Below are 17,804 nucleotides of genomic sequence, written 5' to 3' on the forward strand. Positions count from 1 at the left end.
CCGCCTCCGTCCCCGTCCCTGTCCCCGCCTCCACCTCCGTCCCCGCCTCCGTCCCGGCCTCCACCTCCGCCTCCGTCCGGAGCCTCAACTGCCGTACGCCGTCGGAGCCGAGACCTTGGAGGACCGCTTCGAGGATCGGGCCGCAGCGGACGTCGAGGGTGTCGCCGTCGGGCAGGTCCCGGGCGAAGCCGATGAGTTGCCAGGCGGCGTGGGCCTCCATGTAGAACAGGTCGGTCAGGTCGAGTTCGTAGCGGAGCGGGGAGGGACCGGCGGAGCCACGACGGCCGAGCAGTTCACGCAGGGTGGCCGTGAACTCCTCGCAGGTGCCGGCCTCGGCCGAACCGGGGATGTGCGCGCTGCCGTCGGGGCGGGTCACTTCGAGCGCGTCGAGGTGGGTCATCACCTGGAGCGGGTGGACCGTCCGCATCGCGGCCACCAGGTGGTCGGTGTACTGGTGGCGGCTGTACCAGCACATCGCGGTGAGGCGGGGATCGGCGAACAGCGGTTCCATGAAGGCCTCGTAGTCGAGGAGTCGGTCGTCGCTGACGCCGGACCGCTGCCCCCAGGCCATGTCGGCGCCGACCCGCAGCCCAGCCCACCCCGAGGTTCCCGAGCGCTCCAACTCCTGAGAGTAGAGCCGGAATTGGCGCTCCCTGGAGAAGCTGCCGTCGGGGACGTAGGCGGCGGTGTTGCGTACGATCTCCAACTGGCCGCTCCGCCAGGCGTCTTCGGCCTGTCCGGTGCCGTCGTCGAGGCGGGCGAGGGCGTCGCCGTCGCCCACGTCGGCCGGGTCGAGGACGACCATGACCCGCTCGCCGCGGGTCAGTCCGGTGCGGGTGTAGGCGGTCAGGAACTGCCAGTGGGCCTGGGAGTCGGGCACGTCCAGACAGGCGTGGTCGCCGGGGCGCAGGGCGTCGACGGGGACGCCTCGGGCGGCGGTGTGCGCGTGCCCCTGCGGATGCTCATGTGCGGGTTCCGTCATCGAGGGCGCCTTTCCAGGTGCTGATGATCAACTCAGGACGACGGTAGGGAACGGCCGGCGCGCACTGCTGCCGCCACCACCAACACCGTTCATCAAGCACGGAATTGACCACTCGCGACCGGACACCCGCCCGAACACGAGCAGTTGCCGCCCCATCTCGACCATGCCTCGCTCGACCGGATGATTCACCCGCCCCCGCCCTCCGCCCCCACGCTCCCTCGCGCCCCTTCACCCCTTCACCCCCTCACCCCCTCACCCCCTCACCCCCTCACCCCCTCGCTAGTCGGCGATGTTCCCGTGGATCCCCATACCGCGAGCCCGACCACGGTGAAGACGCACGTAGGCCGCAGCCTGTCGAAGCTGGCCTGCGCGACCGGGTCCAGGCGGTCGTACTGGCCTACGAGACCGGCCTGATCGCCCCCGGAACCGACTCCTGAGGCCCGGGGACTGTCAACTCTTCACACAGCCGCCCCCTGTTGATGTTGCTCTTGCTGCACACTCCTGTCTGCACGCACCTGCACGGGTAACCACACGACCGCCGATCCCCGGACGCCGGAGAGGTCATGCTGCAGATCAACACGAGCAAGGTGAACCGCTGGGACCAGCACGGACGGGAGCACGTGGTCCATGTCCAGCGCACCGGCGCGCATCGCGTCATGAGCTGCGACACGTGCGGCTGGCGGAAGAAGGTGCAGTTCCTGCCCTGGCTGAAGGCGGAGGAACACCTCGCCGAGGAGCACCAGGCGACGGTCGATCCGACCGCGTCCTGAGGTCACCACGGCGGGCTGACGCCGCCGTCGGCCCTACCGGGTCGGCAGTGCCAGATCCACCACCGGCCGCCCGGCGTCGAAGGTGCCCGTGCGCCGCACCGAACCGTTGAGCAGGTTCACCTGGTGAAGACGCTGGGCGCCGCCCACGCGCAGCACCGCGTATCCGGTGTTCGTGCCGGAGCGGGCGGAACTGTGGATGTCGAAGCCGGCGCCCACCGCGCCCGCGTCGACGCCCAGCCTGCCCGTGGGGGCGAGGTTGCCGGCGTTCGCCGGGGACTGGACGGACACCTGGTCGTTGACGGTGTCGAGGTCGAACAGGGTGGTGGCCGTCGTCGCGTCCAGGTCGTTGTTCGTGTACGCCGCCGCTGTGACGCCCGTCGCCGTCGCACCCGAAGTCGCGGGCGGGACGGGCGGGTTGGTCAGGGTGCCGTCCGCCGCCGTCGTACCGGCCGCCGGTGCGCCTGCCGGGTCGTCGATGTTGTGGCGGAGGTTCTGGCCGGTGTCGCTGATGACCCGGAGCCGGTTGGCGGCCGGATTGAAGTCGACGCCGAAGCTTCCGCCCCGCAGCGGAACGCTGAGCTGGGAGACCTTGGTGGCCCTGGCACCGATCTCGCGGAGGGTGTAGATGCCGCCGCGGTCCCCGACGCCGTACAGCTTGTTGTTCTGGACGCGGTAGTCGATGCCGACGAGTTCGGTGTCGCCGTGGAGCCCGCTCACCCTGCCGAGCGGGACGGTACGGCCGGGCCGGTCGACGCGGAAGGTGACGAGCCGCTGGTCGGCGGTGAGACCGACGGCACTGAGCCGACCGGCCGCCGCCTGCCCCGGTCCGGCGCCGGTTCCGCCGCCGGACCGGATGCCGACGGAGGACGAGGAGGAGGACTCGGCCGCCCCGCTTCCGTCGTACGCCGTCACATACCCGACCGCGCCGATCGCCAGAGCCGTCGTGACAACGCCGATCACTGCTTGCTTGCGCATGATGCCCCCGAGAGGTCCGCGCCGCCCGCACCCTGCGAGCCGCGTACGACCTGTCCTTCGGAGCCCCATGTGTCCCGGATGGGCGAAACCCCGGTTTCGTTACGTCTGTTACGTCCGTAACGAAACCGGGGTGTGTTCTCAGCCCGCCGGCAGCGGCAGGGCGCCGGGCTCTAGCAACCGATGAGACGCTGGGCGAGGTACCCCTCGATCTGGTCCAGCGACACCCGCTCCTGCTTCATCGTGTCCCGCTCCCGGACGGTCACCGCGTTGTCGTCCAGCGTGTCGAAGTCGACCGTCACACAGAACGGCGTGCCGATCTCGTCCTGGCGCCGGTAGCGGCGGCCGATGGCGCCCGCGTCGTCGAACTCGATGTTCCAGTTCTGACGCAGGGCCGTGGCCAGCCCCTTCGCCTTCGGGGACAGCTCGGGGTTGCGGGACAGCGGAAGGACGGCGACCTTGACCGGCGCCAGTCGCGGGTCGAGCCGCAGCACCGTCCGCTTCTCCATCTTGCCCTTGGCGTTGGGCGCCTCGTCCTCGATGTACGCGTCGAGGAGGAACGCCAGCATCGCGCGGCCGACACCGGCCGCGGGCTCGATGACGTACGGCGTCCAGCGCTCCTGGGCCTCCTGGTCGAAGTACGAGAGGTCCTGGCCGGAGGCCTTGGCGTGGGCCGAGAGGTCGAAGTCCGTGCGGTTCGCGACGCCCTCCAGCTCACCCCACTCGTTGCCGCCGAACTGGAAGCGGTACTCGATGTCGGCGGTGCGCTTGGAGTAGTGCGAGAGCTTCTCGGCCGGGTGGTCGTACCAGCGCATGTTCTCCTCGCGGAGACCGAGGCCGGTGTACCAGTTCCAGCGCTCCTGCATCCAGTACTCCTGCCACTTCTCGTCCTCGCCCGGCTTGACGAAGAACTCCATCTCCATCTGCTCGAACTCACGGGTGCGGAAGATGAAGTTGCCGGGCGTGATCTCGTTGCGGAACGACTTGCCCATCTGGGCGATGCCGAACGGCGGCTTGCGGCGCGAAGTCGTCTGCACCTGGGAGAAGTTGGTGAAGATTCCCTGTGCGGTCTCGGGGCGCAGGTAGGCGATCGCGCCGGAGTCCTGGGTCGGGCCGAGGTGCGTCGACAGCAGACCCGAGAACTGCTTGGGCTCGGTGAACTGGCCCTTGTTGCCGCAGTTGGGGCAGTTGATGTCCGCGAGGCCGTTGGCGGGCGTACGGCCGTGCTTGGCCTCGTACGCCTCCTCCAGGTGGTCGGCGCGGTAGCGCTTGTGACAGGAGGTGCATTCGGTGAGCGGGTCGGAGAAGGTCGCGACGTGACCGGAGGCCACCCAGACCTCGGAGGCCAGGATCACCGACGAGTCGATGCCGACGACGTCCTCGCGCGACGTCACCATGTAGCGCCACCACTGACGCTTGAGGTTCTCCTTGAGCTCGACACCCAGCGGCCCGTAGTCCCAGGCGGCCTTCTGGCCTCCGTAGATCTCACTGCAGGGGAATACGAAGCCACGGCGCTTGCTCAGGCTGACGATGGTGTCGATCTTGTCGGCGGCCACGGTGCTCTCTTCATTACGACGATTACGACGACGGGCGATGAAGCGGACGCGTTCCGGACGGGCGGAAGCGGATGCGCTTCAGAGCGAATGACTCAGGTTACCGGCGGGGCCCGCCCCGCAATCAAATCGGTCCGGCCACAGCCCCCGCAGACGCCCCAAAAGCCCGCTTGTTGACAATCGTTTCCAGAATCATTGAAAATGACTGTCATGAACGTACGACGACTCATATCGGGCACCGCGATCGCGGCGGCCACCGCACTCGGCCTCGGCACCCTGTCCGCCTGCTCCTCGGATTCGAGCGCCGCCGACGAGAACAGCAGCGGGAAGCTCGACGTCGTGGCGTCGTTCTACCCCATGCAGTATCTCGCCGAGCAGATAGGTGGCGGTCATGTCTCCGTCACCACGCTGACCGAACCCGGCCAGGAGCCGCACGACCTCGAGATCAGCGCCAAGCAGACCGCGGACCTCCAGAAGGCCGACGCGGTCCTGTACCTCAAGGGCCTCCAGCCCGCCGTCGACGATGCGGTGTCGCAGTCCGAGGTGAAGTCGAAGATAGACGCGGCCACCCTCACCACCCTTGAGGACCACGGCAGCACCGAGCACGGCCACGAGGGCGAGGAGGAGCCCTCCGAGGAGGCGCACGCCGACGAGGAGTCCTCCGCTCTCGACCCGCACGTCTGGCTCGACCCGGTGAAGTACGCCGAGATCGCCGACGGTGTGAGCGCCGCCTTCCAGAAGGCCGACCCGGACAACGCGGCGGAATACGAGAAGAACGCCGAGACGTTGACCGGCAGGCTGGCCTCGCTCAACACCGCGTTCGAGGACGGCCTGAAGAACACGGCGTCGAAGGTGTTCTTCACCAACCACGCGGCTTTCGGCTACCTCGCCGAGCGCTACGGCCTGACCCAGGAGGCCATCACCGGTGTGGACCCGGAGAGCGAGCCGAGTGCCGCACGGATGAAGGAACTCCAGGAGGAGGCGAAGGCGGACGGCGTGACGACCGTCTTCTACGAGACACTGGTCTCCGACAAGACCGCGAAGACGCTCGCCAAGGACGCGAACCTCAGGACGGACGTCCTCGATCCGCTTGAGGGCATCACCGAGAAGTCCCGGGGTGACGACTACATCGCGGTCATGGAGGCCAACCTCAAGGCGCTGCGGACGGCTCTGGGCGCCAAGTGAGATCAGCGCGACACCAGCGAGACCAGCGAGACGAGTGACACCGCGGAGGTACCACGCATGAGCAGCGACCCGGGCAGGTCCGAGCCGGTCATATCCCTGCGCGGCGTACGCGCCGAGCTGGGCTCCCGCCCGGTCCTGCGGGGCATCGACCTCACCGTGCGCCGCGGCGAGGTGGTCGCGCTGCTCGGCGCCAACGGCTCCGGCAAGTCGACCGCGGTCCGCACACTCATCGGCCAGGTGCCGGTCAGCGAGGGCGAGATCGAGCTGTTCGGCGTTCCCCGCCGCCGCTTCACGGACTGGCGGCGCGTGGGCTACGTACCGCAGCGGACGACCGCGGCCGGTGGCGTACCCGCGACGATCACCGAGATCGTCTCGTCGGGCCGGCTCTCCCGCGCCCGCTTCGGCATGCTGCGCAGGGCCGACCACGAGGCCGTACAGCGGGCCATCGCTCTCGTGGGCCTGGCGGACCGCGCGAAGGACTCGGTGAACGCGCTGTCCGGCGGCCAGCACCAGCGCGTGCTGATCGCCCGTGCCCTCGCCGCCGAACCCGAGCTGCTGATCATGGACGAGCCGATGGCGGGCGTCGACCTGGCGAGCCAGGAGGTGCTGGCGCGGACGCTCAGGGAGCAGGTCGCGGCCGGTACGACGGTCCTGCTCGTGCTGCACGAACTGGGGCCGCTGGAGCCGCTGATCGACCGGGCGGTCGTCCTGCGCGACGGGTGCGTGACGCACGACGGGCCGCCTCCCAAGGCGGTCGGACAGCATGCCCTGCCCGGTCACGACCACGTACACCCGCACGCGGCTCACGACGCCGAACCGATCCGGACGGGACTGCTGAGCTGATGGACTTCCTCGACTACGCCTTCATGCAGCGCGCCCTGCTGGCCGCGGTCCTCGTCGGCATCACGGCCCCCGCCATCGGCATCTACCTGGTCCAGCGCCGTCAGGCCCTGATGGGCGACGGAATCGGCCATGTCGCGATGACGGGTGTCGGCCTCGGTTTCCTGCTGAACACCTCACCGGTGTGGATGGCGATGGCCGTCTCCGTCGTCGGCGCGGTGATGATGGAACTCATCCGCTGGTACGGGAAGACGCGCGGCGACATCGCCCTCGCGATGCTGTTCTACGGCGGTATGGCCGGCGGCGTGATGTTCATCAACCTCGCGCCGACGGGCTCGAACGCCAACCTGACCTCGTACCTGTTCGGGTCGCTGTCGACGGTCAGCGAATCCGACGTGACGGCGATCTGCGTGCTTGCGGCCTTCGTGGTGTTGGTCACCATCGGTCTGCGGCGGCAGCTCTTCGCGGTCAGCCAGGACGAGGAGTTCGCCCGCGTGACGGGCCTGCCGGTCAGGGCCCTCAACCTCCTCACGGCGATCACGGCGGCGGTCACGGTGACGGTGGCGATGCGGGTGGTGGGGTTGTTGCTGGTCAGCGCCCTGATGGTGGTCCCGGTGGCCGCCGCCCAGCAGTTGAGCCGGAGCTTCGCGGCGACGTTCGCCATCGCGGTCGCGATCGGTGTTTCCGTGACGATCGGCGGCACGGTGACCTCGTACTACCAGGATGTTCCGCCCGGTGCGACGATCGTACTGCTGACGATCGGCGCGTTCATCGTGCTGACCGCGCTGGCGACGCCACTGGCCCGCCGCAGGGCCCGTGCCGCGGCCTCCGCGCAGACTGCCGGAGACCCGGCGGAGTGTGTGATTCCGGCCAGCAGGGAGGCCGCCGGCAAGGCAGGCGTCTGACCGCGCACAGTCCGGGCTGGCACAATGGCCCGGCAAGCGCAGACGTGAGGAGACAACGGTGACGACGGTCGGCCCGCCCGTTAAGGGACGATCCACCCGCCAGCGTGCCGCTGTGGCGGCGGCGCTGGACGAGGTCGACGAGTTCCGCAGTGCCCAGGACCTCCACGACATGCTCAAGCACAAGGGCGACTCGGTGGGGCTGACGACCGTCTACCGCACGCTCCAGTCCCTGGCGGACGCGGGTGAGGTGGATGTCCTGCGGACGTCCGACGGCGAGTCGGTGTATCGCCGCTGCTCGACCGGTGACCATCACCACCATCTCGTCTGCCGCGTCTGCGGCAAGGCGGTGGAGGTCGAGGGGCCGGCCGTGGAGAAGTGGGCGGACGCGATCGCGGTTGAGCACGGGTATGTGAACGTGGCTCACACGGTGGAGATCTTCGGTACCTGTGCGGAGTGCTCCGCGGCGGCGCGGAAGTAGGTTCGGTACGTTCTCGTCCGCGGGGCCGTTGTGGCTGGTCGCGCGGTTCCCCGCGCCCCGATGGGGCGCTGCCGTACCGCGTCGGCCCAGAGGCACCCGGGCGATCCGCTGGCCGTCGCGTCCGGTACCTTCGCGCGGTGGCTGTTGGTGGCGAAACAGACGACCGCCTGAGCGGCGCCTCCCTCGGGGTGCCGTTTCGGTGGCTGTGGGGGGCCTATACCACCAGTCTGTTCGGTACCTGGCTCGCCTTCGACTCGTTTCCGCTGATCGCTGTGCTCGTGCTGCACGTCGGGCCGGCCCAGGTGTCCCTGTTGGCCGCCGCCGGGCTGGCCGTCGGGGCCGTGGTGGCGGTGCCGCTCGGGCCCTGGGTGGAGTTCCGGCGCAAGCGGCAGGTGATGGTCGCGATGGATCTGGTGCGGTGCGGGGCGCTGCTCACCGTCCCCGCCGCCTACGCGCTCGGCGCGCTCTCCTTCGGTCAGCTCGTGATGGTGGCCGTCATCGTCGCCGCTGCCGACATCACCTTCACCGCCGCCGGCGGCGCCTGCCTCAAGGGCCTGCTGCCGCCCTCCCAACTCCTCGTCGCCAACGCACGGTTCGAGTCCACGATGTGGACCGCGAGCGTGGTCGGGCCGCCACTGGGCGGGGCTGCCGTCGGGCTGCTCGGACCGGTGACCACGGTGGTCGCCAACGCGGTGAGTTTTCTGCTGTCGGCGGCCGGTATCCGTGCGATGGGCGGGCAGGAACCTCGTCCGGTACGGGAGAAGGCCCGGGCCGGTGGCGGGCGTCCGCGCGCCGGTGAGCTGGTCGACGGGTGGCGGTTCATCCTGGCCGACCCGGTACTGCGGCCCCTGTTCCTCAACACCGTGCTGGTCAGCGGGCTGATCATGGCGACCGCACCCCTGGTCGCCGTCCTCATGCTCGGCCGCTTCGGCTTCGCGCCCTGGCAGTACGCGCTCGCCTTCTCCGTGCCCTGCGTCGGCGGCCTCGTCGGTTCGCGTCTGTCCCGGCCGCTCGTGGCGCGGTACGGGCAGCGCGGGGTCATGCTCACCGCCGGGACGCTGCGGGTGTGCTGGCCCGTCGGGATGGTGTTCGTGCACGGCGGCACGACAGGCCTCGTACTCGTGATGGGCGTGCAGTTCGGGCTGATCACGAGCATGGGCGTGTTCAACCCGGTGTACGCCACCTACCGGCTCCAGCACACCCCGGCGGACCGGCTGGCCCGCACCCTCTCCGCCTGGTCGGTGTCCAGCAAGCTGACCGTCGCGGCGCTGACCGCGCTGTGGGGGCTGCTGGCGGCGCTCACCACGCCGCTGACCGCTGTCGGGGCCGCGGGCGTCCTGATCCTCGCGACTCCGCTGCTGCTGCCCCGTACAGAGGGCTAGAGGGGTCTCGTCATCCGCGTCGCGAAGTCGCCGAGTCTGTCGGCCTACGCGGGCACGACGGTCGCGCTGAGGTTCACCGGCGTCGAGGACTCCTCGCTCCGGACGAGCTTCGTGATCGACGACACGGCGGTCGCGACCAGCTGAGCCACCCTCCACGGACAACGACAGCGGCACCCGGCACCGAAAGGCGCCGGGTGCCGCTGTCCCGCGCTCGGCTCAGGCCTCTGTGTTGCCCTTCATGTCCCGCTGCATTTCCAGCAGTTGCTCATTCGGGACCGCGCCGCCGAACCGCCGGTCGCGGGAGGCGAATTCGACGCAGGCGCGCCACAGGTCGCGCCGGTCGAAGTCGGGCCAGAGCACATCCTGGAACACCATCTCGGCGTAACTCGACTGCCAGATCAGGTAGTTGGAGGTGCGCTGTTCGCCACTGGGGCGGAGGAAAAGGTCGACGTCCGGCATGTCCGGGTAGTAGAGATACTTCTGGATGGTCTTCTCGGACACCTTGTCGGGGTCGAGCTTTCCGGCGGCGACATCACGCGCCATCGCCTTTGCCGCGTCGGCGAGTTCGGCTCGGCCGCCGTAATTGACGCAGAAGTAGAGCGTCATGGCGTCGTTGTTCTTGGTCTGTTCCTGGGCGACCTGGAGTTCCTGCACGACGGACTTCCACATCCTGGGCATACGCCCGACCCACCTGATCCGGATACCGAGTTCATCCATTTCGTCCCGCCGGCGCCGGATGACGTCACGGTTGAAGTTCATCAGGAAGCGGACCTCTTCCGGGGACCGCTTCCAGTTCTCGGTGGAGAAGGCGTAGAGGGAGAGATTCTTGACGCCGAGTTCCAGGCATCCCTTGAGGACATCGAGGACGACGCCTTCGCCGACCTTGTGCCCCTCCGTACGCGGCAGCCCGCGCTCCTTGGCCCACCGCCCGTTGCCGTCCATGACGCACGCCACATGGTTCGGTACGAGCTCGCCGGGGAGCTTCGGCGCGGTGGCGCCGGAGGGGTGCGGCTCCGGCGTCTTGTACTCGCGGCGCTGGCGCCCCAGGATTCCGCGTACGGCCATGCGTTTCTCGTCTCCTTGTTCACGTGCTTCTGCTGCTCGGCTTGCTTCTGGTTGCTTCTAGTTCTTCTCTACATAGCGCAGGGAGCGCAGTCCGCGCTCCAGGTGCCAGTGCAGGTAGGCGGACACCAGCCCGCTCCCCTCCCTGACATGACGCGGCTCACACGCGTCCGCGGTCGCCCAGTCGCCCGTCAGCAGCGCGCCGAGCAGTTCGAGGGCCTGGGGAGAGGGTACGACGCTGCCGGCCACCCGGCAGTCGACGCAGACGGAGCCTCCGGCGGCCACCGAGAAGAACCTGTTCGGTCCCGCCATGCCGCACCGCGCGCAGTCGCTGAAGGTGGGCGCGTACCCGTTGACGGCGAGGGAGCGCAGGAGGAACGCGTCGAGGATGAGGTGGGGCTCGTGCTCGGCGCGGGCGAGGGTACGCAGGGCGCCGACCAGCAGCAGGTACTGCTGCACGGCGGGCTCACCCTCGTGGTCGGTGAACCGTTCCGCCGTCTCCAGCATGGCCGTCCCGGCGGTGTACCGGGCGTAGTCGGTGACGATCCCGCCACCGTACGGAGCGATTGTCTCGCTCTGTGTGCAGAGTGGCAGCCCGCGCCCGACCAGGTCACTCCCCCGCGAGAAGAACTGCACGTCGACGTGGGAGAACGGTTCGAGCCGGGCCCCGAACTTGGACTTGGTCCGCCGCACCCCCCGGGCCACGGCCCGTACGCGCCCGTGACCGCGCGTGAGCAGCGTGATGATCCGGTCGGCCTCCCCCAGCTTCTGGGTGCGCAGCACGACACCGTCGTCACGGAACAGGCTCATGGGGTCATTGTCGCGTACGGAACGGCAGGCTCGGACGGGGCCGTACTTCTCACCGGTGAACGCTGCGGCTTCAGCTGGCGTTGGGCCTCCCCGACCAGTAAGACTTTCGGTATGAGCCTCGAACGCGTCACCATCACCATCCCCAGCGAGACACTCGAAGCCGTCAGATCGGCTGCCGAGCGCGAGGGGCTGAGCGTCTCCGCCTGGCTGTCGCGCGCCGCCGAGCACGCGGCCAAGATCGAGGCGGGTCTCGCGTCGGCGGAGGAGGCCATGGCCCATCTCCCTCCGCCGACGCCAGAGGAGCAGGCATGGGTGGATGCCGTCATGGAGGACGCCACCCGCCCCGCCTACTCGGACGAGTACTCGGCCCACTCGGCCCACTCGGACGACCGTGCGCGAGGTGTCGCGTGAGCACCCTGCGGCCCTTCGTGTACGACGGCGGTGCGCTGATCGCCGCCGAGCGGGATCAAGTCGCCTTCTGGCGAACCCACCGGTCGTACTTGACGGCCGGCGGCGTACCCCTGGTGCCCGCGCCGGTCGTCTCCCAGGCCTGGCGCGACGGTGCCCGCCAGGCGCAACTGGCACGACTTCTCCACGGTTGCCGCGTACCGCCGCTGGATCACGCTTTAGCCGTGAGTGTCGGCGAACTGCTGGGCAAGGCCCGCACCTCAGACCCCGTGGACGGCACCGTCGCACTGATCGCCGCGCGCCTCGGCGCCAACGTGTTCACGTCGGATCCCGGCGACATCCAGCACCTCGTTGACCACCTGGGCACAGCCGGCAAACGTGTCAAGGTCACGCCCCTGCGCTGACCCCACCCCAGCCAAGCCGATCAAGAAACCTCACCGCGGCTGCGTGCGTTCGCGTACGCCGTCGCCGCGCTGAGGCGTTCCGCCGGGGTGGCGGGCCGGAGGCCGCCCAGGGCCGCGTCCCACTCCCTGCCGCCGCCGTACGATCTGAGCTGGACGTAGGGCCCCTCGTGCCCCATGACGATGCCGACCTTTCCGGTGCGGGTGTCCATGACGTACGAGCCGACATCCGGCCGCCCCGGCCTCCCCGACCTCACCGGCCTCACGTCGTTCATCGCAGCGCCGCCGCGATCCGGGCCGCCGTCTCGACGTTGCAGCGCCCCAATTCGATGAGCGGACAGGGCGCTTCCCGGGCGACACCCGCCGCGTCCAATCGGAGCGACGGCAGAGTAATCCCGGCGCTTTTCAACGCCATCCGCAATTCCTTCACAATTTCCTCCGCTTCTTCGACACAGGCCGTCGAGTGTGCCGCCTGTCGTGCCGTCACCGTGCTCCCCTTGTTAATCGAGTTTCACTCTTCGCACTTCTACGATGACGTGCTGTGCCTACACTCGGAAGGCTCTGGGCGCAGCAACGTCTGTGCAGTTGAAGGGGGTTCGGTTCGGCTATGGCCAATGGTTCACAGCGGCAGGCGGCCTGGGAGTTCTTCGGGACGGAGTTGAAGCGGCGGCGCGAGGAGGCCGGATTGACCCAGGTGGAGTTGGGGGCGATGGTCTTCGTCTTCGTCTTCGTCTCCGGGGGCTACATCGGGCAGTTCGAACAGGCAATTCGGAAACCGCAGTTGGATGTGGCGGCACGGATTGACGACGTACTACAAACCGCTGGTTTTTTCGAGCGGACCTGGCGCAAGCTCATCGACGACAAGCGGTACGCGGACTACTTCGCGGAGGTTGTGGAGCTTGAGCGGACGGCAACGAAGATCGCCACATTTGCGCCCACACTCGTACCCGGGCTGCTCCAGACCGCCGCGTACACACGGGCGGTGACGCTGGCGAGCAACCCTTCGCCACCGAGGCTTACATCGAGGAGAAGATCGCTGCTCGCATCGAGCGGGCGCGCATCCTGAACGACGCTACACGGCCACAGTATTGGACGATCCTGCACGAGCACGTGCTGCGCATTCCAGTCGGCGGGCCGGACGAGATGGCCGAGCAGTTGGAGCACATCTTGCAGTTGGCACAGCAGCGGAAGGTGCTTGTGCAGGTGCTGCCGACTTCTGTTGGGGCATATCCCCTCATGGGCCGGATGGTGCAGCTCATGGAGTTCGAGGACGCGCCCCCAACCGCCTATACAGAGGCCGTGTCTTCGGGGAGCCTGCTGGACGATCCGGCCCTGGTTAAGCGGGTGCAGGGGGCATACGATCTGCTCAGGGCCGCCGCGCTGCCGCCGGAGGCGTCCCTGGCCCTCATCGAATCGGCGGCAGAGGACCACAGACGATGCGCGCGTACGACCTGAGCACAGTCAAGTGGCGCAAAAGCAGCTACAGCGACGACAACGGCGGCGAGTGCGTCGAGGTCGCGTACGACTTCATCGGCGCCGCCCGCTGGCGTAAGAGCACCTACAGCAACGGCGAAGGCGGAAACTGCCTCGAAGCAGCCGACGGAGTCCCCGGCGTCGTGCCCGTCCGCGACAGCAAGGTCTCGGACGGACCCGTGCTGCTCCTCGGGGCCGGCGCCTGGGCGGAGTTCGTCGGTTCCGTCGGCTGAGGTCAGCTCACCGGTACGGGTCGTCGGCGTAGTGGGGCAACGGGGCGCCGTCCGGGCCGGTGCCGATCCGGCTCGGGACGTTGTCGGCGACGACCAGGGCCCGTTCCGTTCCGGTGGCCGCCACGACCGCCGCCGCACGCGCCAAGCCCACGCAACCCGCGCCGAGTTGGCCCGGCGGAACGTGGTCCGGGATGCCCAGGACCCGCAGCAACCCGAAGGCGTCCTGGTCGAGCATCACCTCGTACGGGGTGCACGTCACCAGGACGACCCCGGTGACGTCGGCAGGGTCGAGGCGGGCGTCGGCCAGCGCGCCGCGCGCCACCCCGGCGACGGTCTCCCGGTCGGCGAAGCGGTCGGGATCCCACGCCTTGGACTCCACGCCCAGCATCCGGGTGACGGTGGCCCCGGCGAGATGCTCACCGGGTTTGCGTCGGTCGGGGACACGGGCCTGCCGGGCCCAGGAGTCGATGTCGATGACGGTACCGAGTTCGGCGCGGGCGCCGCCGATCTCGTAGGGGAAAGGGCGGACTTGCAAGGTGGGGACCTCCGGGACTCACGGATCAAACGGACAGAGGACTTGCGGATCATTGGGCGTCCCGGTGATCGGCGCCGTGGAGGGGTACGCACTCGGCGGTGGCTGCGAACTCGCCCTCGCCGCCGACGTACGCGTCTGCACGCCCACCGCCCGCTTCGGCCTGCCCGAGATCCCGCTCGGCCTGATCCCCTGCGCGGGCGGCACCCAGCGCATGCCCCGGCTGGTCGGCCTGTCCCGGGCCAAGGACATCCTCTTCTCCGGCCGCCAGGTCGACGCGGCCGAGGCCGAACGGATCGGCCTGGTCGACGAGGTCGTCCCCGAGGGCACCTGATCGACGCGGCCCGGTCCCGCGCCCTCCGCTACACGGCCGGTCCGCCCGATGCCCTGGCAGCCGCCAAACGCGCGACGGACGCCTCCCTCGAAGGCCCTCTCGACCACGGCCTGGACCTCGAACCGGCCCTCTTCACCCCGCTGCTCGCTCCGGGAGAACCCGCAGGACTCGGAGCTCCGGGAACACCTGCAACGCCTGGAACACGCACCGCGCACTTCCGTAGCTTCCAGAAGCAGGGATCGCGCGGTTAGGCTCCCCGGCGCGCAGCGGGCCGGCCCTCCCCGAAATGACCGGTCCGACGCGTTTGCTACGCTCGCCGACGCGTCCCGTGGGGGAAGTCCGGTGAGACTCCGGCGCTGACCCGCAACGGTATGCACGCCCCCGTCCGGCCAGGACTTCGGCGTGCGAGCCCGATTACCCAAGGTGCGCGTGCCCCTGTGACCGCTCGCCGCGGACTGCGAGCCGAGGCGAAGGACCGCCGACCGTGCGCCGAATACCCGTCCTGCCGCTGGCCGTTGGGCTGATGCTGTCGCTGTTCCTCTCCCTGCTGTGCGGGGTCGGGCTGGGGGCGTCCGGGATCGGGTGGGGCCAGGTGTTCCGGCTCCTGTGGGACGGGGCCACCGGGGGCACCGTCCGCGCGGGTGACGTGGCCTCCTACACCATTGTCTGGGAGCTGCGGCTGCCCCGGGTGGTGCTCGCCGCCGTGGTCGGCGCCGGGCTCTCGGCCGTCGGGGTGGCCGTGCAGGCCATGGTGCGCAACGCGCTCGCCGATCCGTTCGTCCTCGGTATCTCCTCCGGTGCGGCCGTGGGGGCCAACGCCGTGATTCTGCTGGGGGCCTTCGCCGGGCTCGGGGTGTGGGCGCTGTCCGTGTCCGCCTTCGTCTCCGCGCTCGGCGCCATGGTGCTCGTGTACGCCGTCGCCCGATCCGCCGCTCATGGGCTCACTCCGCTGCGGCTGATCCTCACCGGGACCGCGCTGGCGTACGGCTTCGAGGCCGTCACCACCGTGATGGTGTTCGGGGCCGCCCGGGGTGAGGCGGCCCGCTCGGCGATGATGTGGCTGCTGGGGAGTCTGGGCGGGGCCACCTGGGCACAGGTGCCGATCGCGGCCGTGACCGTCCTCGCCGGGTGGGCGTGGCTCGCCCGGCGCGCCGAGTCGCTCAACGCACTCGCCATGGGCGACGAGACCGCCGCCGCCCTCGGCGTCCAACCAACCCGGTTGCGACGAGAGTTGTTCCTCGTCACCGCCGCCGTGACCGGCACGGTCGTCGCCGTCAGCGGGGCCATCGGCTTCGTCGGACTCATGGTCCCCCATGTCGTGCGGATGCTCGTGGGCGCCGATCACCGGCGGGTGCTGGCGGTCGCGCCGCTCGCCGGGGCCGTGCTGCTGGTGTGGGCCGACGTACTGTCCCGGCTGTTGCTCGCGCCGGCCGAACTGCCCGTCGGGGTGATCACCGCCGTGGTCGGCGTACCGGCGTTCCTGCTGTTGATGCGGCGCGGCGGCTACGCGTTCGGGGTGCGGTGAGCGATGCGGCTCGACGTGGAGGGCGTGTCGGTCGACGCGGGGGCGGTCCGCCTCGTCGAGGACATCACGATGCGTGTGGAAAGCGGGGCCTTCGTGGGGCTCGTCGGGCCCAACGGGAGCGGGAAGTCGACCCTGTTGCGGTGCGTGTACCGGGCGCTGCGGCCGGCAGGGGGCGCGGTGCGGCTGGACGACGTCGACGTGCACGCCATGGAACCCCGGGCTGCCGCACGGATGCTCGCCGCGCTGCCCCAGGAGTCGTCCGCCGAGTTCGACTTCACCGTCGCGGAGGTGGTCGCGATGGGGCGGCTGCCGCACCGGGGGCGTACGGCGGCCGGGGACCGGGACATCTGCGCCGCCGCCATGGAGCGCACCGGCGTCGCGCACCTCGCCGACCGCGGGTTCCTCGCCCTGTCCGGCGGTGAGAAGCAACGCGTGCTCATCGCAAGGGCGTTGGCCCAGCAGCCGCGCGTCCTCGTCCTTGACGAACCCACCAACCACCTTGACATCGCCCACCAGTTGGACGTGCTGTCCCTGGTCCGGGCCAGCGGCCTGACCGCACTGGCCGCCCTCCACGACCTCAACCTCGCCGCCGCCCACTGCGATCTGCTGTACGTCGTCGCGGGGGGCCGGATCGTCGCGTCGGGCCCGCCGCACGATGTGCTCCAACCCGGGCTGCTGGCCGAGGTGTTCGGGGTGCGCGCCCATCCCGTACGGCATCCGGAGACCGGTGCCGTACAGCTGCTCTTCGATCTGCTTCCCACGCAACACCGGTAAGGAACCGCCTCTATGCGCAAGCCCGTTGTCGCCGCCCTCCTCATGTCCGTCCTCGCCACCGGATGCGGTGCGACCGTGGAGAAGCCGTCAGAGAATGCCTCGTCCACCGCCGTCACCCTCACCAACTGCGGTCAGCGGGTGACCTACGACAGGGTTCCCGAGCGGGTCGTCACGAACGACGTCGGGATCACCGAGCTGATGTTCGCGCTCGGTCTGGAGGACCGGATGGCCGGGTTCGCCATGCCCGACGACAAGGGCGATCTGAGCGGCGTGCCCTGGAAGGACGGCTACGACAAGGTGAAGTGGCTGTCCAAGCAGCAGCTCACCAAGGAGAACGTCCTCGATGCCCGCGGCGACTGGGTCTTCGCCGGCTGGAACTACGGTTTCCGCGACGACAACGGCTTCACCCCGGACACGTTGAAGAAGCTCGGCATCCCCTCGTACATCCTCACCGAGTCGTGCCGCAACGGCCGTACGAAGACCTCGCGGGGCATCATGCCGCCCCTGGACGCCCTCTACACCGACCTCACCAACCTCGGAAAGCTCTTTGGCGTCGAGCAGCGCGCGGCCACCCTGATCGCGGGCTTCAGGAAGCAGGTCGCCGCCGTGCGGGCCGAGGCGCCCGCGAAGAGCCCCAAGGTGTTCCTGTACGACAGCGGCACGGACTCACCCTTCACCTCCGGGCGGTACGCCGCACCCGAGGAGGTCATCAGCAAGGCCGGCGGCGTCAACATCATGAACGACCTCGACGACTCCTGGACGACGGTGGGCTGGGAGACGGTGGTCGAGCGCGACCCCGACGTCATCGTCATCTGCGACTACGGGGACGTCGGCGCGGATCAGAAGCGGAAGTTCCTGCTGTCGTACGGACCACTGAAGAACGTCTCCGCCGTCAAGCACAAGCAGATCTTCGTCCTCGACTACGTGGACCTCGTCGAGAGCCCCCGCAATCCGTCGGCGATCGCCCGGCTGGGGGCGTATCTGCGGACGGTGGCGGACAGCGGCTCCGCTTCATAGGCCCCTTGTCCCCTCGTCCCCCTGCCCGTTGTCCTGTTTCCCCGTCTCTCTGCTGTCCCTCTCGAGCCGTAGCCGCCCCCACCACCGACTCCACCCCAGCCCCCAGCCCCCAGCATCGGCATCGGCATCGCCGCCCGCACCCCGGCCGCCGGAAGCCGTACCCCCCCC

General features: G+C 69.5%; 21 protein-coding genes, 1 pseudogene and 1 riboswitch. Of the genes and pseudogenes, 14 read left to right on the forward strand and 8 right to left on the reverse strand.

Going from position 1 to position 17,804, the window contains the following annotated elements; translation table 11 throughout:
* Nucleotides 1-982 (reverse strand): MEDS domain-containing protein (locus RB628_RS19050; protein ID WP_318321680.1); only part of this gene is annotated, 982 nt, incomplete at its 3' end.
* Between the two features lie 563 nt (nt 983-1,545).
* Here RB628_RS19050 and RB628_RS19055 point away from each other — a divergent pair.
* The gene (locus tag RB628_RS19055; RefSeq protein WP_318321681.1) at nt 1,546-1,752 is read left to right on the forward strand and encodes a hypothetical protein; all 207 of its coding nucleotides are present in this window, start codon (nt 1,546-1,548) and stop codon (nt 1,750-1,752) included.
* 33 nt (nt 1,753-1,785) lie between these two features.
* Here the strand turns inward: RB628_RS19055 and RB628_RS19060 are convergent, their stop codons facing one another.
* Both RB628_RS19060 and RB628_RS19065 read right to left on the reverse strand, forming a co-directional pair.
* Nucleotides 1,786-2,727 carry a DUF4394 domain-containing protein gene (locus RB628_RS19060; protein ID WP_318321682.1) on the reverse strand — a complete coding sequence of 314 codons (942 nt, stop codon included), beginning with the start codon at nt 2,725-2,727 and terminating at the stop codon, nt 1,786-1,788.
* A gap of 170 nt (nt 2,728-2,897) precedes the next feature.
* A complete protein-coding gene (locus tag RB628_RS19065; protein ID WP_318321683.1) occupies nt 2,898-4,280 on the reverse strand; it encodes a glycine--tRNA ligase in 1,383 nt (460 codons plus the stop codon).
* A 207-nt stretch (nt 4,281-4,487) separates the two neighbouring features.
* On the opposite strand from RB628_RS19065, the gene RB628_RS19070 reads away from it, so the two are divergent.
* The 5 genes from RB628_RS19070 (at nt 4,488) to RB628_RS19090 (ending at nt 9,067) form a co-directional block, all read left to right on the forward strand.
* Nucleotides 4,488-5,462, forward strand: a complete 975-nt coding sequence (locus RB628_RS19070; RefSeq protein ID WP_318321684.1) for a zinc ABC transporter substrate-binding protein — start codon at nt 4,488-4,490, stop codon at nt 5,460-5,462.
* Nucleotides 5,463-5,519: 57 nt separating this feature from the next.
* On the forward strand, nt 5,520-6,305 hold the full coding sequence (locus RB628_RS19075) for a metal ABC transporter ATP-binding protein (protein ID WP_318321685.1): 786 nt from the start codon (nt 5,520-5,522) through the stop codon (nt 6,303-6,305).
* A complete protein-coding gene (locus tag RB628_RS19080; RefSeq protein WP_318321686.1) occupies nt 6,305-7,207 on the forward strand; it encodes a metal ABC transporter permease in 903 nt (300 codons plus the stop codon). The genes RB628_RS19075 and RB628_RS19080 overlap by 1 nt, the downstream gene beginning before the upstream one ends.
* Nucleotides 7,208-7,265: 58 nt before the next feature.
* On the forward strand, nt 7,266-7,685 hold the full coding sequence (locus RB628_RS19085) for a transcriptional repressor (RefSeq protein WP_318321687.1): 420 nt from the start codon (nt 7,266-7,268) through the stop codon (nt 7,683-7,685).
* Nucleotides 7,686-7,822: 137 nt separating this feature from the next.
* Nucleotides 7,823-9,067: an MFS transporter gene (locus tag RB628_RS19090; RefSeq protein ID WP_318321688.1), complete on the forward strand. Its 1,245-nt coding sequence runs from the start codon at nt 7,823-7,825 to the stop codon at nt 9,065-9,067.
* Between the two features lie 216 nt (nt 9,068-9,283).
* Here RB628_RS19090 and RB628_RS19095 read toward each other — a convergent pair whose 3' ends face one another.
* Together RB628_RS19095 and recO are read right to left on the reverse strand one after the other, a co-directional pair.
* A complete protein-coding gene (locus RB628_RS19095; RefSeq protein ID WP_318321689.1) occupies nt 9,284-10,132 on the reverse strand; it encodes an isoprenyl transferase in 849 nt (282 codons plus the stop codon).
* 57 nt (nt 10,133-10,189) lie between these two features.
* A complete protein-coding gene (gene recO, locus RB628_RS19100; RefSeq protein WP_318321690.1) occupies nt 10,190-10,939 on the reverse strand; it encodes a DNA repair protein RecO in 750 nt (249 codons plus the stop codon).
* Between the two features lie 111 nt (nt 10,940-11,050).
* Between recO and RB628_RS19105 the strand changes: the two genes are divergently transcribed.
* Nucleotides 11,051-11,350, forward strand: coding sequence for a ribbon-helix-helix protein, CopG family (locus RB628_RS19105; protein WP_318321691.1), 300 nt, complete (start codon nt 11,051-11,053; stop codon nt 11,348-11,350).
* Complete coding sequence (locus RB628_RS19110; protein WP_318321692.1) at nt 11,347-11,751, forward strand: twitching motility protein PilT; 405 nt, start codon at nt 11,347-11,349, stop codon at nt 11,749-11,751. Before RB628_RS19105 ends, RB628_RS19110 begins: the two co-directional genes overlap by 4 nt.
* 20 nt (nt 11,752-11,771) lie before the next feature.
* Here RB628_RS19110 and RB628_RS19115 read toward each other — a convergent pair whose 3' ends face one another.
* The gene (locus tag RB628_RS19115; protein ID WP_412180686.1) at nt 11,772-11,960 is read right to left on the reverse strand and encodes a hypothetical protein; all 189 of its coding nucleotides are present in this window, start codon (nt 11,958-11,960) and stop codon (nt 11,772-11,774) included.
* Nucleotides 11,961-12,019: 59 nt separating this feature from the next.
* Entirely contained in the window at nt 12,020-12,235 is a 216-nt protein-coding gene (locus tag RB628_RS19120) for a hypothetical protein (RefSeq protein WP_318321694.1), read from the reverse strand.
* A gap of 120 nt (nt 12,236-12,355) precedes the next feature.
* Here RB628_RS19120 and RB628_RS19125 point away from each other — a divergent pair.
* Together RB628_RS19125 and RB628_RS19130 are read left to right on the forward strand one after the other, a co-directional pair.
* Nucleotides 12,356-13,203 (forward strand): annotated as a pseudogene (locus RB628_RS19125) (helix-turn-helix domain-containing protein).
* Nucleotides 13,185-13,454 (forward strand): DUF397 domain-containing protein, encoded by a 270-nt coding sequence (locus RB628_RS19130; RefSeq protein ID WP_318321695.1) that lies wholly within the window; start codon nt 13,185-13,187, stop codon nt 13,452-13,454. Before RB628_RS19125 ends, RB628_RS19130 begins: the two are co-directional and overlap by 19 nt.
* A 7-nt stretch (nt 13,455-13,461) precedes the next feature.
* On the opposite strand, the gene RB628_RS19135 is transcribed toward RB628_RS19130, so the two are convergent.
* Nucleotides 13,462-13,989, reverse strand: a complete 528-nt coding sequence (locus tag RB628_RS19135) for a hypothetical protein (protein ID WP_318321696.1) — start codon at nt 13,987-13,989, stop codon at nt 13,462-13,464.
* A 52-nt stretch (nt 13,990-14,041) separates the two neighbouring features.
* On the opposite strand from RB628_RS19135, the gene RB628_RS19140 reads away from it, so the two are divergent.
* From RB628_RS19140 to RB628_RS19155, 4 genes are all read left to right on the forward strand, one after another.
* Nucleotides 14,042-14,320, forward strand: coding sequence for an enoyl-CoA hydratase/isomerase family protein (locus RB628_RS19140; protein WP_412180687.1), 279 nt, complete (start codon nt 14,042-14,044; stop codon nt 14,318-14,320).
* A 331-nt stretch (nt 14,321-14,651) separates the two neighbouring features.
* A riboswitch (cobalamin riboswitch) is annotated at nt 14,652-14,740 on the forward strand.
* 103 nt (nt 14,741-14,843) lie between these two features.
* On the forward strand, nt 14,844-15,845 hold the full coding sequence (locus RB628_RS19145; RefSeq protein ID WP_318321701.1) for an iron ABC transporter permease: 1,002 nt from the start codon (nt 14,844-14,846) through the stop codon (nt 15,843-15,845).
* A gap of 3 nt (nt 15,846-15,848) precedes the next feature.
* A complete protein-coding gene (locus RB628_RS19150; RefSeq protein ID WP_318321697.1) occupies nt 15,849-16,619 on the forward strand; it encodes an ABC transporter ATP-binding protein in 771 nt (256 codons plus the stop codon).
* Between the two features lie 12 nt (nt 16,620-16,631).
* Nucleotides 16,632-17,636: an ABC transporter substrate-binding protein gene (locus tag RB628_RS19155; protein ID WP_318321698.1), complete on the forward strand. Its 1,005-nt coding sequence runs from the start codon at nt 16,632-16,634 to the stop codon at nt 17,634-17,636.
* Nucleotides 17,637-17,804 lie beyond the last annotated feature (168 nt).

This window comes from Streptomyces sp. ADMS (genome assembly GCF_033441795.1).
Lineage (GTDB): Bacteria > Actinomycetota > Actinomycetes > Streptomycetales > Streptomycetaceae > Streptomyces.